Origin of the sequence: Mycobacterium sp. D16R24, assembly GCF_002013385.1 — a bacterium.
Classification (GTDB): Bacteria; Actinomycetota; Actinomycetes; order Mycobacteriales; family Mycobacteriaceae; genus Mycobacterium.
Genome location: NZ_MAEV01000022.1, coordinates 22,324 through 37,323, shown reverse-complemented (window position 1 = coordinate 37,323; position 15,000 = coordinate 22,324). Strand labels below are relative to the sequence as shown.

At 65.2% G+C, this 15,000-nt stretch carries 11 protein-coding genes; 8 read left to right on the top strand and 3 right to left on the bottom strand.

Annotated elements, in window-relative coordinates; genetic code table 11:
* Positions 1-191 precede the first annotated feature (191 nt).
* The 3 genes from B4383_RS19035 to B4383_RS19025 are packed head-to-tail and all read left to right on the top strand — an operon-like array spanning position 192 to position 6,834.
* Positions 192-4,196, top strand: a complete 4,005-nt coding sequence (locus tag B4383_RS19035; RefSeq protein WP_078292557.1) for a Pls/PosA family non-ribosomal peptide synthetase — start codon at positions 192-194, stop codon at positions 4,194-4,196.
* Entirely contained in the window at positions 4,193-5,545 is a 1,353-nt protein-coding gene (locus B4383_RS19030) for a M1 family metallopeptidase (RefSeq protein WP_078292556.1), read from the top strand. The genes B4383_RS19035 and B4383_RS19030 overlap by 4 nt, the downstream gene beginning before the upstream one ends.
* Entirely contained in the window at positions 5,542-6,834 is a 1,293-nt protein-coding gene (locus B4383_RS19025; protein WP_078292555.1) for a hypothetical protein, read from the top strand. The genes B4383_RS19030 and B4383_RS19025 overlap by 4 nt, the downstream gene beginning before the upstream one ends.
* Positions 6,835-6,852: 18 nt before the next feature.
* Here the strand turns inward: B4383_RS19025 and B4383_RS19020 are convergent, their stop codons facing one another.
* The gene (locus B4383_RS19020) at positions 6,853-8,238 is read right to left on the bottom strand and encodes a wax ester/triacylglycerol synthase family O-acyltransferase (protein ID WP_078292554.1); all 1,386 of its coding nucleotides are present in this window, start codon (positions 8,236-8,238) and stop codon (positions 6,853-6,855) included.
* 110 nt (positions 8,239-8,348) lie between these two features.
* Between B4383_RS19020 and B4383_RS19015 the strand changes: the two genes are divergently transcribed.
* Together B4383_RS19015 and B4383_RS19010 are read left to right on the top strand one after the other, a co-directional pair.
* Positions 8,349-9,047 (top strand): glycosyltransferase family 2 protein, encoded by a 699-nt coding sequence (locus tag B4383_RS19015; protein ID WP_078292553.1) that lies wholly within the window; start codon positions 8,349-8,351, stop codon positions 9,045-9,047.
* Positions 9,044-9,412 carry a DUF2304 domain-containing protein gene (locus B4383_RS19010; protein WP_078292552.1) on the top strand — a complete coding sequence of 123 codons (369 nt, stop codon included), beginning with the start codon at positions 9,044-9,046 and terminating at the stop codon, positions 9,410-9,412. Before B4383_RS19015 ends, B4383_RS19010 begins: the two co-directional genes overlap by 4 nt.
* Here B4383_RS19010 and B4383_RS19005 read toward each other — a convergent pair.
* Positions 9,356-10,300, bottom strand: a complete 945-nt coding sequence (locus B4383_RS19005; protein ID WP_078292551.1) for an NAD-dependent epimerase/dehydratase family protein — start codon at positions 10,298-10,300, stop codon at positions 9,356-9,358. The two genes, B4383_RS19010 and B4383_RS19005, sit on opposite strands and share 57 nt — an antisense overlap.
* 105 nt (positions 10,301-10,405) lie before the next feature.
* On the opposite strand from B4383_RS19005, the gene B4383_RS19000 reads away from it, so the two are divergent.
* From B4383_RS19000 to B4383_RS18990, 3 genes are read left to right on the top strand one after another with little or no spacing between them, the layout of a single operon-like run.
* On the top strand, positions 10,406-12,178 hold the full coding sequence (locus B4383_RS19000; RefSeq protein WP_078292550.1) for a hypothetical protein: 1,773 nt from the start codon (positions 10,406-10,408) through the stop codon (positions 12,176-12,178).
* A 10-nt stretch (positions 12,179-12,188) separates the two neighbouring features.
* Positions 12,189-13,835, top strand: a complete 1,647-nt coding sequence (locus B4383_RS18995; protein WP_078292549.1) for a CocE/NonD family hydrolase — start codon at positions 12,189-12,191, stop codon at positions 13,833-13,835.
* Positions 13,832-14,395 (top strand): DUF4352 domain-containing protein, encoded by a 564-nt coding sequence (locus tag B4383_RS18990; protein ID WP_078292548.1) that lies wholly within the window; start codon positions 13,832-13,834, stop codon positions 14,393-14,395. Before B4383_RS18995 ends, B4383_RS18990 begins: the two co-directional genes overlap by 4 nt.
* Here the strand turns inward: B4383_RS18990 and B4383_RS18985 are convergent.
* Positions 14,392-14,898, bottom strand: a complete 507-nt coding sequence (locus B4383_RS18985; protein ID WP_078292547.1) for a TetR-like C-terminal domain-containing protein — start codon at positions 14,896-14,898, stop codon at positions 14,392-14,394. The genes B4383_RS18990 and B4383_RS18985 overlap by 4 nt on opposite strands.
* Between the last annotated feature and the right edge of the window lie 102 nt (positions 14,899-15,000).

Sequence of the window (15,000 nt, the reverse complement as noted above, 5' to 3'; positions counted from 1 at the left end):
GGGATTCTCCTGCTCCGGTACCGGACAGATCGGCCGGTGGACCACCGTGGCAAACTTAGGGGCCACGGGATCACCGTGCCCGACGGACCACTTCCGCGCGGCGACGAGCCTAGCCGCACCCGGACCGATAGGCTCGCTACGGTACCCCTCCAGGCCCACAGAAACCGACGCGGAAACTAACGAGGAGCAGCGTGACCGGCCCCGACGAGTCACCCACCAACCGCGCGCACGAAGAGTCCTCCGAGGCCGTCGCACATGAAACCCCGGCCCACCCGGTGCCTCCGCAGTACCTGCTCGGCAGGTCAGCCCCTCCGGCCCGGACCCTGATCGACATCCTCTACTCCACCGCCGCGGAGCACCCCGACGCGCCCGCCATCGATGACGGCACCATCCAGCTGACGTACTCCGAGCTCATCGTTGACGTCGAGGCAAGTGTCGAATGGCTCGGCACTCGGGGAATCGGGCGCGGTGATCGCGTCGGGATCCGGATGCCCTCGGGCAGCTACTCGCTCTATGTGGCGATCCTGGCGACACTGGCCGCGGGAGCCGCATACGTTCCCGTCGACGCCGACGATCCCGAAGAACGCGCGGCGCTGGTGTTCGGCGAGGCACAGGTCGCCGCCGTGATCACCCCGGACGGTCTGGTTCGTGGACCCGGTTCGTCACGAGGCTGGCGCGCCACCAAACCGACGCCGCGCGACGACGCCTGGATCATCTTCACCTCGGGTTCCACCGGCACCCCCAAAGGCGTAGCGGTGACGCATCGCAACGCAGCCGCCTTTGTCGACGCCGAAGCGCAAATGTTCTTGCAGGACAACCCAATTGGTCCCGATGACCGAGTGCTCGCCGGACTATCCGTGGCCTTCGACGCCTCCTGCGAAGAGATGTGGCTCGCGTGGCGCTACGGCGCCTGCCTGGTACCCGCACCGCGGTCCCTGGTCCGCAGCGGCATGGATTTGGGTCCCTGGCTGGTGTCCCGCGATGTCACCGTGGTGTCGACGGTGCCCACCCTGGCCGCACTGTGGCCGGCGGAGGCGCTGGAGGCGGTGCGGCTGCTGATTTTCGGCGGCGAGGCCTGCCCACCGGATCTGGCCGAACGGCTGGCCACCGGTGAAGACGGTGCCGCCCGCGAGGTGTGGAACACCTACGGCCCCACCGAGGCGACCGTGGTGGCATGTGCGGCACGACTGGACGGGGTCAGCCCCGTCAGTATCGGGTTACCGCTTCCGGGCTGGGATCTGGCAGTCGTGGATGCGCAGGGCAACCAGGTCGGCTACGGCGAGGTCGGTGAACTGGTCATCGGCGGCGTTGGCTTGGCCAAGTACCTCGACCCCGACAAGGATGCCGAAAAGTACGCTGCTTTAAATACTTTGGGATGGTCGCGGGCCTACCGTAGCGGTGACCTGGTGCGCCTGGAACCCGACGGGTTGTACTTCCAGGGCCGCGCCGATGACCAAGTGAAGGTCGGTGGCCGCCGTATCGAACTCGGCGAGGTGGACGCGGCGCTGGTCAACCTGCCCGGCGTGAGCGGCGGCGCGGCCGCAGTGCGCAAGACCGCCAGCGGCACCCCGCTGCTGGTCGGCTACATCGCCAGCGCCGACCCCAACTTCGATATCGCCGCAGCCCGCGCGAGCCTGGCCGAGTCACTTCCGGCCGCGCTGGTGCCGCGACTGGTGAAACTTGACGAACTGCCCACGCGCACTTCGGGAAAGGTCGACCGCAACGCACTGCCATGGCCGCCACCGGGCGCGGATACCGACGACGACGCCGCCGAATTGGGCGGCACCATGGGCTGGCTCGCCGGATTGTGGCGAGACATCCTGGCGGCCACGGTCGACGGACCTGAGGCCGACTTCTTCGCTCTCGGTGGAGGATCGCTCTCCGCGGCACAGCTGGTCGCGGCGTTGCGGCAGCGCTACCCGCAGGTGACCGTCGCGAACCTGTACGACCAGCCACGACTCGGATCACTGGCCACCTATCTGGATGAGCTGGCACCTTCCATCGAGGTCGAACCCCGGATCGTGAAGCCGGTACCGCGGATGACCGAGCTGGCGCAGGTGGTGGCAACGCTTCCGCTGACCACCCTCACGGGTCTGCAATGGGCGACCTGGCTCGCTTTGGCCAACAACGTATTCGCAATGTTCAGCGATGTGCCATGGCTGGTAACGGTCAACTGGTGGGTGCTGCTGGCGGCGTTCGTTCTCTTCATCACTCCCCTGGGCCGCATGAGCATCACCGTCGTCGGGGCACGGCTACTGCTGTCCGGGGTCAAGCCCGGGACATACGAGCGCGGCGGAAGTGTGCATCTGCGGGTGTGGATCGCCGACCGGCTGGCCGCCGCCAGCGGCGCCGAGAACCTCTCCGGCGCACCGTGGATGGTTTATTACGCCAGGGCGTTGGGTGCACGTGTGGGTAGCGGTGTCGACCTGCATTCATCTCCGCCCGTGACGGGTTGGCTCCAGCTTGGCGACCGCAGTTCCATCGAACCTGAAGTTGACTTGTCCGGGCATTGGGTTGACGGGGACAAGTTTCATGTCGGCCCCATCGTCATCGGCGAGGATGCCACCGTCGGGGCCCGCACCACCCTGCTACCGGGAGCGGTCATCGGCAAGAACGCCGATGTCGCACCGGGTTCCGGTGTCGTCGGCAGAGTCAAGAACGGCCAGTACTGGAAGGGCTCACCGGCCGTGAAGTCGGGCAAGGCCCGCCATCCCTGGCCGGATTACCGTCCGCCCCGAGCCGGGCAATGGGTACCGATCTACGGGGTGACATCGATCCTGCTGGGCGGACTGCCCTTGCTCGCGCTGGCCGCCGGGCTGGGCGTGGTGGCCTTTGGCATCCGGAACACTGCGACGATTTGTGAAGCCGTGGCGCCCGCGCTCATCTGGACGCCCGGCGCGGCGCTGGTCAGCGTGATCGTATACGCCGCCATCACCGTTGCACTGGTGCGACTGATGTCGATCGGCGTGCACGAGGGCTATCACCCCGTCCGCAGCCGGCAGGGATGGCAAATGTGGGCCACCGAACGCCTGATGGACGCGGCCCGCAACTACTTGTTCCCCATCTACGCCAGCCAACTGACCCCATGGTGGCTGCGCGTCCTGGGCGCGAAAATCGGCAAGGACACCGAGATTTCGACAGCCCTGCTGATACCGAAGTTCACCGAGGTCGACGACGGCGCGTTCCTTGCCGACGACACCATGGTCGCGTCCTATGAGTTGGGCGGCGGTTGGATCCACATCGCCAAGGCCCGAATCGGCAAGCGCGCATTTCTGGGGAACTCGGGGATTACCCAGCCCGGCCGCAAGGTACCCAATGACGCGCTGGTCGCCGTCCTCTCTGCGACTCCCCACAAGGCCAAGTCGGGTTCGTCGTGGATCGGTAGCCCGCCAAAGCGACTACGCCGCAAGGCCGACGGCGCAGATTCCGCGCTGACATTCGAGCCGCCCTTCCGGCTCAAGGTCATGCGGGGCATCGTGGAGACGTGCCGCATCATCCCGATCATCGTGACGTTCGGGATCGGAGTCGGGGTACTTCTGGCCTTGCAGACCATCGCCATCCGGTTCAATTTCTGGGCCGCGGGCGCACTCAGTGGCGTGGTGCTGCTGATCGCCGGCGCCTTGGCCGGCGTGGTGAGCGTGGTCGCCAAGTGGGCGGTGGTCGGGCGCACCAAAGCTGTGGAGAAACCCCTCTGGTCCTCGTTCGTCTGGCGTAATGAGGTTGCCGATACGTTCGTGGAAACCGTTGCTGCCGTGTGGTTTGCGCGTGCCGCGTCGGGAACGGTGATGCAGAACTGGTGGCTGCGCGGCCTGGGCGCAAAGATCGGCCGCGGAGTGTGGTGCGAGACGTACTGGCTGCCCGAGGCCGATCTGGTGACCCTAGGTAGGGGCGCGACCGTGAACCGCGGCTGCGTGGTGCAGACACACCTGTTCCACGACCGGATCATGCGGATGGACACCGTGGTCCTCGGCGAGGGCGCCACCCTCGGACCACATTGCGTAGCGCTTCCCGCCGCCGAGCTAGGGGCCGGCGCCACCGTCGGGCCTGCCTCGCTGGTGGTCCGTGGTGACGTCGTCCCGCCGTCAACCAGGTGGCAGGGCAACCCCATTTCTCCATGGGGCAAGTTGGATCCGATGGCACCGAAGAAGCCCAAGGGCGGCAAGGCTTCCCCAAGTAAGAACTCCGGGGCCGCATGACCAAGCCAGGCAAAAAGGCAGCCAAAAGGCTCCCCCCACGGCCTCCGATTATCGACCCCTACCTGCCACAGAACGGTAATTACGGGTATCGGGTGTCCCGCTACGAGCTGGACCTCGAATACAAGGTGGCCATCAACCGGCTGACCGGTACCGCGACGGTCACGGCAGTCAGCCTCGCCACCCTCAAGGAATTCACCCTCGACCTCGCCGACGCTCTCGGCGTCTCGAAGGTGACCGTGAATGGCAGGCGTCCAACACATTTCGGGCATCGTGCCGGAAAGATCACCATCAAGCTGGCCACCGGCATCCCGGCCGGAGCCGCCATGACCATCGTTATCCGATACGGCGGATCACCCCGCCCCATCAACAGCATGTGGGGAGACGTCGGGTTCGAGGAGCTGTCCAACGGCGTGCTGGTGGCCGGACAGCCGAACGGCGCGGCGTCCTGGTTCCCGTGCGACGATCACCCCAGCTCCAAGGCAAGCTATCGGTTTGTCATCAGCAGCGACAGCCCGTACTGCGTTGTGTCCAACGGCGAGTTGGTATCACGGCGAGTCCGGGCCGCACACACGACCTGGACCTATGAGCAGCCCGAGCCGATGGCGCCCTACCTCGCGACGCTGCAGATCGGGGATTACCAAACCGTCAAGCTCGCCAAGAACCCGATCTCGATGAACGCCGCGCTCCCGTCGCGGCTGCATGAGCGGTTCACACACGACTTCGGCAGGCAGCCGCAGATGATGAAGCTGTTCATCAAACAGTTCGGCCCGTACCCATTCGACGCCGGGTACACCGTGGTGGTCACCGATGACGAGCTCGATATTCCGCTGGAGGCACAAGGTATTTCGGTGTTCGGTGCCAATCATTGCGATGGGGAGCGGCGCTCCGAGCGACTGGTGGCGCATGAGCTGGCGCACCAGTGGTTCGGCAACAGTGTCACCGCGCGCCGCTGGCGCGACATCTGGCTCCACGAAGGGTTTGCCTGTTACGCCGAATGGCTGTGGTCCGAGGAGTCCGGTGGGCCGTCGGCCGATGCCCGCGCCCGCCACTACCACCAAAAACTCAAGGACCTCCCCCAAGATCTGATCCTGGCCGACCCCGGCCCGCAACTGATGTTCGACGATCGCGTGTACAAGCGTGGAGCATTGACATTGCACACGTTGCGATTACGGCTCGGCGATACGAAATTCTTTGCACTGCTGCAAGACTGGACCACCCGATACCGGCACAGCACCGTCATCACCGACGACTTCACGGGCCTGGCGGCCGGTTACGCCGACGAATCGCTGCGGCCGCTGTGGACCGCGTGGCTGTACGAGAAGCAGCTCCCGCCCCTGGACCGGAAGTGACCGACGCCGGCCCCACCGAGTTTGAACCTCTCCGCCCGAGCGGCTCATCGGTCCGCTCCAGCGTCGCACGGATCGGCGTGGCCACCGCCATCAGCGCGATCTGCGGTTACACCGTGCTGTACTTGGCGGCCCGCGAGTTGGGGCCCGCGTCGTTCTCGGTGTTCGGAGTCTTCTGGGGCGCATTCGGTTTGGTGACCGGCGCGGCCAACGGGCTACTGCAGGAGACCACCCGCGAAGTGCGGCTGTCGCTGGCGCAGCGTGAACGGTCACCACTGGCCACCACCCTGCCGATCAGGATCGCCGTGGCCTTCGCCATCGCCTCCGCCATCGGGATCGTCGGCACCGCACCACTGTGGGCGGCTCATGTGTTCACCGAGTTTCGTTGGCTCAGTGTGGCATTGCTTGCGGGCGGGCTCGCCGGGTTCTGCATGCACGCGACCACCCTGGGCGCCCTGGCCGGGTCGAACCGGTGGACTCAGTACGGCGTTCTCATGGTGACCGATGCGGGAATCCGCTTAGTGGTGGCGGTTGTCACCTTCGTAGCCGCCGTCGGGCTCGTCGGGTATCTGTGGGCGACAGTCGCGGGATCGATGTCCTGGTTACTGCTCACCGTGGTCTCAAAGCCGACCCGCGAGGCGCTCACGGTGCCCGCACTCGTCGATACCATGGGGTTCCTGCGCGGTGCCCGGCATTCGATCGCCGCAGCCGCGGCCAGCGCGGTACTGGTGATGGGCTTCCCGGTGCTGTTGCAGTCAACGACAGGCGATCTCGGCCCCACCGGCGGCGTGGTGATCCTGGCCGTCACCTTGACTCGTGCGCCGCTATTGGTGCCGCTGACAGCGCTGCAGGGCAACCTCATAGCCCATTTCGTGGATGAGCGGGATCGGCGCCTCAGTGCACTTATCACCCCGGCCGCCATCATCATCGGTGTGGGAGCGGTAGGCATCACGCTCGCCGCGACCGTTGGCCCCTGGTTGCTGCGGACGGTGTTCGATCCCGCATACCAGGCGGGTGGTCCGCTCCTGGGCTGGTTGACCGCCGGCGCGGTGATGATCGCCTTACTGACGCTGACCGGGGCGGCCACCGTCGCTCATGCCCGCCATCTGGCCTATTCGGCGGGATGGGTTGGGGCCACCGTGGTCTCGGCGCTCCTGCTGCTCTTGCCGCTCGATTTGGAGGAGCGGACCGTGATCGCGTTGATAGTCGGACCGGTCGTCGGAATCGTCGTGCATGTGGCCGCGCTCGCCTTCTGGCGGGACCCGGAGACCGACGCGGACATCATCGACTGAGTGCGTCGGCCGGCACCCTCAGATCCCCGCGGCGTGCTCCAGCTCCACCAGCGCCGCTTCGAGACCGTCGGCCATCTCGTCGATATCCGCGGCGACCTCCGGCGTAGTGACGAACCCAAAATCCATGTGCTCCATATAAGAGAAACAAGTGATGTTGAGGGCTACGTCCAGGACGGGCGGACCCAGCGGGATCATCGACTCCAACTGGGCGCCCGCCATGTAGAGCGGGAAAGACGGACCCGGGACATTTGAGAGCACCAGGTTGATGGGGGCCAGATTCCGGGACAGCCCACTGGCGGTGTACGCCCGCGCTGCCAATTGCAGCAGCCCCGGCGGCGTCGTATCGGTCAACCCCATGATCTGATGGGCCGACATCGCGCGCGCCATATCCTTGGCGCCCTGCGTTCCCTCATAGATCGCCCTGATCCGCTCGGCCGGGTCGTCGATATCCGTCGCCAGCGAGACCGTCATGGAGCTGATCTGGTTGCCCACCTCACCGTCGGTTTCCTCGGTACGCACCGAGACCGGAATCTGCACGATCAGCGGTTTGTCCGGCAGCTCGTCGCGCTTGGCCAGATAGTTCCGGACGGCCCCGGACACGATGGCCAGCACCACGTCGTTGACCTTGACGCCAAACGTATCCTTGAGTACCTTGACCCGCGCCAGCTCCAGACGCGCCCCGGATATCCGGCGATGCGGCGACACCGGTGCATTGAATCGGGTGTGCGGGGCCTCGAAGTAGCCCGGCGATTTCCGTTCCATACCGAACACCGCCAGCTGCTGGCGAACCGTCTGCTGCACCAGCCGAACCACCCGATAGGGCGTTTTGACGCCCAGGTTGACCAACGCGCTCAACAAGATGCGCTCACGACTGGGCAGCCCGAGGCCCACCAGCGACCCGACAGTGTCGTCCGGCGCCGGCCGCGGCTCGGGGGCGATATCGAACAAAATCTCGCCCAGGCCGGCGCCCGAAACCCCGTCGACGATGGCGTGATGCATCTTGGTCAGCGTGGCGACACGTCCACCCTCGACACCCTCGATGACCCACAGCTCCCATAATGGGCGCGATCGGTCGAGCTTGTACGACATCAGCCGGCCGGCCAGTTCCTCCAGCTCCTTGCGACCGCCGGGCGCGGGAACACCGATGCGGCGAATGTGAAAGTCGGGATCCAGTTCCTCATCCTCGACAAACCACGGCCGGTCCAATCCCAGCGGGACATCAGTGACTCGCCAGCGCAGCTGCGGCATCGACGGAAGCCTCTCCACGATGAGGCCGCGAACCCGCTCAAAGCTGTAGTCAGGTGCATCGGTGGGGTCATAGATCGACAGTCCCCCGATGTGCATATGCCAACCCGCCGTTTCGGCGTGCCAGAACGCCGCATCTACCCCAGACAGCCGCTGCATGGCCGAAACATTAGTGCCGCCAACGGTCCCTTCTGCCGGAATGGCAGGACTCGTCGGGGCCGGGTAGAGCCGACGTTCGCTGATCGGTAGCCGGTGCTACCTTGATCCCAGTGAGCAACACCGGTAACAGTGACGTCTGGCTGGTCATCCCCGCCTATAACGAGGGGCCAGTCATCGCCGACGTCATCGCAGCGGCACTCGGCACGTTCCCCAACATCGTCTGTGTGGACGACGGCAGCGCGGACCGCACGGCCGCGCTGGCGCACGGCGCCGGGGCGCATCTAGTCCGGCATCCGGTCAATCTGGGGCAGGGTGCCGCGATACAAACCGGTGTCGAATACGCCCGCGCGCAGCCCGGTGCTCACATCTTCGTCACCTTCGACGCCGACGGCCAGCATCAGGTCAAGGACGTGGTTGCCATGGTGGACAGGCTGCGACTCGAACCGCTCGACATCATCGTCGGCACACGTTTCGGGGCGGGGTCCGCACCCAGCCATGTTCCCCTGATCAAGCGCATCGTACTGAAAACCGTTGTGCTGCTGAGCCCCCGCACCCGCCGCCTCAACCTGACCGACGCCCACAACGGGCTGCGTGTGTTCAACCGCACCGTCGCCACCGGACTCAACATCACGATGAACGGCATGGGCCACGCCAGCGAGTTCATCGCGATGATCGCTGAAAACCATTGGCGGGTAGCCGAACAGCCCGTCGATATCCTGTACACCGAGTACTCGATGGCCAAAGGCCAGTCGCTGATCAACGGAGTCAACATCATGTTCGACACCGCGTTCCGCCGGAGGTTGCCGTGATCACCTGGATACAGCCGCTGCTGATCGTCGCGGTCCTGCTATTGCTGGTGTATCTGCTGCGTTCGCGTAGCACCGCACAGGCCAAGGCATGGGTAAAGCTCGGGTTCGTCCTCTTCGTGGTCGCGGGTATCTACGCCATCCTGCGTCCCAATGACACCACCACACTGGCGCATTGGCTCGGCTTGGGCCGAGGCACCGACCTCATGCTCTACGCGCTGATCATCGCGTTCGCGTTCACGACGCTCAGCACCTACCTCCGTTTCAAGGATTTGGAACTGCGGTACTCACGGCTCGCGCGAGCCGTCGCGTTACGCGGCGCCGAGCCCCCGGAAGAAGTCGACAGTCCGGCCGATTCCGTCCGTTAGCGCCACCTTCGGTTCCCACCCCAGCACGCTCTTGGCCAGGCCGACATCCAGGCAGGACTGACGCAGATCACCCAGTCGCGGCGGGTGGAACTCTGGATCGTCCGCCGCGCCTGCCGCCGCGGCCACCAGCGAATGCAGTTGCCGGTCACTGGTTTCCACACCGGTGCCGACGTTGAAACGCTGTCCGCCGCCGTTGGGACCGGATGCGCGAACAAAGGCCTCCACCACATCGTCGACGAAGACGTAGTCACGCGTGTTGCCGCCGTCACCGAACACCTTGGTGGAACGACCGGACAGCAGCGCCTGCGCAAAAATGGCAACGACACCCGCCTCGCCGTGCGGGTCCTGGCGTGGCCCATACACATTGGCCGGCGCGATATGCGAGCACTCCAGTCCGTACAGATGCCGGAAGGTGTTGAGATAGATCTCTCCGGCCACCTTGCCCGCCGCGTACGGCGAATGCGGATCGGTGGGAACGGACTCGCTAGTGGGAATCTGCTCTGGAGTGCCGTAGATCGATCCGCCCGAGGAGGTGTGCACGATCTTGCGCACGCCAGCCTTGCGTGCGGCCTCGGCCAGCCGCACGGTGCCGACTACGTTGACCGCGGAATCAAACTGCGGGTCGGCCACCGAGTGCCGCACATCGATCTGCGCGGCCAGATGGAAGATCACCTCGGGCGAGAACTCGGCCACGACGGCATTCAGATCCGCCTCGACAATGTCGTCCTTGACGAAGGTGAAGGCGGATTGCGCCTCAGCAGCCTCCAGATTCGTCACCTTGCCGGTAGCCAGATTATCCAGACCCGTTACCTCGTGCCCGTCCGCCAACAGCCGATCGACCAGCGTCGATCCGATAAATCCTGCGGCTCCGGTAACCATTGCCCGCACGTGGCGACTCCCTCTTTATTCGCATAGCTCACGGCATTCGGCCCCACCCTACCGACCGTGCCTGATGTTCTTCGCGCGAGCGTTCATCGCTAGTCTCGGGCCCTGATGCCTTTCGCCAGAACCAACCGCGTTGCCCTGGCCGCCGCGGCTCTCCTCGTGGTGCACCTTGTGGTTCGCGGCGTGCTGGCTTTCGGGGGCGACTTCTATTGGGACGATCTGATCCTGGTTGGCCGCGCGGGCACACAGGGCTTGTTCGCCCCGTCGTACCTGTTCGATGACCACGATGGGCATGTCATGCCCGCGGCCTTCTTACTGGCGGGCATCATCACCAAACTCGCACCATTGAATTGGTTCGGGCCCGCGCTGAGCCTGGTGATTCTGCAGGCATTGGCATCCCTGGCATTGCTGCGGGCGCTGTGGGTGATTCTGGGCTGGCGGCCAGTGCTGCTCGTTCCACTCACGTTCGCCCTGTTCACGCCGCTGGCGATACCCGGCTTTACCTGGTGGGCCGCAGCGCTGAACTCCCTGCCGATGCTGACCGCGATGTGTTGGTTCGTGGCCGACGCGGTGCTGCTGGATCGCAGCGGAAACCGCCGGTACGCCGTGACGGCCATGGGCGCCTTCCTCGGCGGGCTGTTGTTCTTCGAGAAATCGGTGGTCATTCCGTTCGTCGCGTTCGCGGTGGTGACGCTGTTGGCCCATCTGCGCGGCGACGGGTGGTCGGCACTGACACGGACCTGGCGACGCGGCGCGATGCTCTGGATTCCGGCCGGGGCGCTCACTGCGGCGTGGATCGCCCTGTATCTGGTAGTGGTGGACCAGAAGCGATGGAGCACCGACCTGTCTATGACATGGTCGCTGCTACAACGCTCCTTCACGCACGGGGTGCTCCCCGGGTTGGTGGGTGGACCGTGGCGCTGGGACCGCTGGGTACCCAGCTCACCGTGGGCCGAACCGTCGTCGTCGGTCATCTGGCTGGGAGCGCTCGCGCTGGGTGCGACGGTTGTACTGACGTGTTCTCGTAAACAGCGACTCGCACCGGTCTGGCTGACGCTGCTGGGTTACCTGGTCGCCAGCGAGGTGCCGATCTATCTCATGCGCTCATCTGCTTTCACGGCGCTGCTGCTTGCACAAACCTTGCGATACCTGCCGGATCTGGTGGTGGTCGCGACGCTGCTGGCCGCGGTGGGGCTCACCGCCCCGAACCGACTGGGCAGCGGCTACCTGGACAACTCTGTCCGACGCACCGCGGTGGTCGCGTTCGCATTGGCATTGTTCGTGGCAAGCAGCTTGATCTCGACGGCCAGCTATCTGCGCACCTGGCGCAATAATCCAGCCTCGCCCTACATCGCTACCGTGAAGGAATCCCTGGCGGCGGTCGCGGGCGGGCCCGCGGTCCTTGACCAGGAAGTCGACCCACTGGTGCTTCAGAATGTGGTGCGGCCGGAGAACCTGTTAAGTCATATGTTCGCGCTGGTCCGTCCCCGGCCAGAGATCGGTTCCACCACAACGCAGTTACGCATGCTAGACCGCTACGGCCACCTGCTGGACGCCCAGGTGACGTGGGTGCGCGCCCTGACCGAGGGGCCGGTCCCAGGATGCGGTTACCTGGTGCAGTCCATCCAGACCATGCCACTGACCGGGCCGCTGCTTCCCGCGGACTGGATCGTCGAGCTGAACTACCTCGCCAACACCGAGGGCGCGGTGTGGGCATCGTTCACCAACGGGCCCAGGGTCAAGGTTCCGGTTCGCCCCGGGCTCAACCGAGTGTTCATCAGACTCCCAGGTTCGGGGAATTCGCTTACCCTGCAGCCGATTACTCAGTCGCTGTCGCTGTGCGTCGCCGTCGGGCCGGTGGGAGCGCTCGCGCCCCGGTAGATTGGGCGCCATGCTCGGAGAACTGGCTTTCACCTGGACGGGACGACTTTCTGCCCCTTTCCTTGAAAAGCTGCTCGACCTGCCCGAACCCGTCACCACGGAGGTGCAGGCACGTCGGGGCATCAAGGTAACGATGCCCGACGGCGTCAAGCTCGCTACCGACCACTTCCGGCCGCCCGGGCAAGATCCGCTACCCGCCGTCATCTTCCGCACGCCATACGGCAGGCACGGCGCTATCAGCCAGATGTGGGCAACGCTGTTGGCACGTCAGGGATTTCAGGTTATCCTGCAGGACACTCGCGGCCAGTTCGGTTCCGAGGGCAAGTTCGACGCCTTTCGGCAGGAGCGTGCGGACGGCTTGGCCACGGCGGCCTGGGTCCGGAAGCAACCCTGGTGCGACGGCACACTCGCGACCGCCGGTCCGTCGTATCTCGGGCACACTCAATGGGCGGTGGCACCGTACCTCGAGCCACCCTTGGCGGCCATGTGCCCGGCGATCACCACCAGTAATTTTACCGAGCTCTTCTACCCGAGCGGGGCCTTCAATCTGCACAACTTGCTGAGCTGGTCAGCCTCGATCGGCACGCACGACGGCTCCCAGATCAAGCGCCTGCTGCAGACGCGCGCCCTTGAGAAACAGGTACGGCGCGCCATGGATCACCTGCCCCTGGGCAACGCCGACAACGTCGCCATTGGCAAACCAGAACCGTTCTGGCGCACCGTGACCGACCATACCGACGACGACTACTGGGACGAGATCGATCACACCCCACGGCTCGCGCAACTCAACACACCGGTAAGCATGGTGACCGGATGGTGGGACCTGCTCCTGGTGGGTCAGCTGCGCGACTACGACGAGTTGCAGAAGGCCGACTGCCCACGGCGGATCACCATTGGCCCATGGGACCACATGAAGTCACTCAAGGCGGTGGTCTCCGACAGCTTCTCGTGGCTGGCCGCTCATCTGCGGGGCGACGCCTCCTCGACCCATCGCTCTCCGGTTCGGGTCTACCTGCAGAAGGCCGGCCAATGGCTCGACTTCGATCACTGGCCACCCAAGAAGTCAAACCCCACCCCGCTGTATCTGCAGGCCGATAACGTACTGGATTGGCATGCACCACAGAGTGATAACTCCACCGACACGTTTACCTACGATCCGGCGGATCCCACTCCAGTTGCAGGCGGGCCGCTGCTGGACACGAGATCCTCCGGCCAGCGAGACAACTTCGCGACCGAGAAGCGTTCCGATGTACTGGTGTACACCAGTGGTCCGCTGACGAGCGACCTGGACCTCATCGGCCCCGTCTCGGCATCCATTTACGCGACCACGGACAGCGGCCAGGGCGATCTGTTCGTCCGACTCTGCGATGTCGACCGAAAGGGAGTGTCCCGCAATGTTTCCGATGGCATCGTACGGTTCAACGGCACGACGGGTTCGCCGGTCGACGTGACTATGCATCCCACCGGCTACCGTTTCACGCGCGGCCACCGGCTGCGAGTACAGGTCAGCGGGGGCGCGTTTCCGAACCACGCCCGCAACACCGGTTCCGGTGAACCGCTGGCGACCGCCAGCCGCATCGTCCCGATCCGCTTCGAGATCCACCACGACGAGGAACGCCCCTCTTCCATCACGATTCCCGTGATGGAAGCTTCATGATCATGAAACACCTTTGCACCCTTGGACTTATCGGGATACTTCTCACTGCGTGTGGAGGCAATGGGGCTTCAGAAAGTCGGCCAACCCTCATCCACGTCGGCCCCAGCGGCGGCGGCGCTGAAACCAAAGTGGTTACGGCAGAAGAAGGTAAGCCCGGCACTCTCGGACAGCAGGTGCGCGACGGCGACCTCGCGTTTGTCATCACACGGGTAAACGATGCCGGAACGGTCGGCGACCAGACGAATCCGGCCCTGCAGGCGACGGCAACCGGCACCTTCGTCGTCGTTCACGTCGAGGTCCTAAACCTCGGACAGACAACGCACTCCTTCCTCGGGGACGAACAGAAACTCAAGGACGCAGCGGGCAAGGAGTACACCCCCGATAGCATGGCAAACATCTTGGCGCGCAACGCCGAACAACTCGAGCCCGGCGCAGAGCTCGGGCCCGGTACGCAGAAGCGGTCGGTGCTCGTCTATGACGTCCCGGCCGGCACCGTGCCCAGGGAGATCGACCTACATATCGACTACAAGTCCAAGGGCGCCAAGGTCCTGCTCGGCTAATCGGCGGGCGGGAAGAGCGCATACGCGATCTGCGAGGCGACCGCCCTGGGGGCGGCATCGTCACGTGAATCAGCAAGCGCCCCAACGGACCACAGCGAGACAAATCCGTGCACCAAGGACCAGGCCGCGCGGGCCGCGGTGACCTTGTCGGCCGAAGTCTGCCGCGATGTCAGTGTCGCGATCCCGGCATCCAAGGCGGCGCCGGCACGGCCTCGCACCGCGGCGAGTCGCGCATCGGTGGAATCCAGTAACGCGGGTTCGAACATCACCGAGTAGTGGCCGGGATGGACCAGGGCGAAGTCCACGTAGGCCAGGGCAGCGGCACGAAAGTCAGGGTACGCGCCGTCGAGGGCCTCGGCGAGTTTGGTGAATCCGTCGGCAGCCAAGGCGGTGAACAGACCGCGGCGATCGCCGAAATGGTGTGCCGGCGCGGCGTGCGAGACACCCGCTTTACGAGGCAGTTCCCGCAGTGACAGCTCGGTGGCGCCGCACCTGGCCACCATATCGGCCGCGCTGGCCAGTATCACTGCCCGCAGTGCGTGAGGGGGAGTGCTGCAGGTGGTGATGTTTCCGGCCAATGTGTATGCCGCGACCCAGCGGTCCAA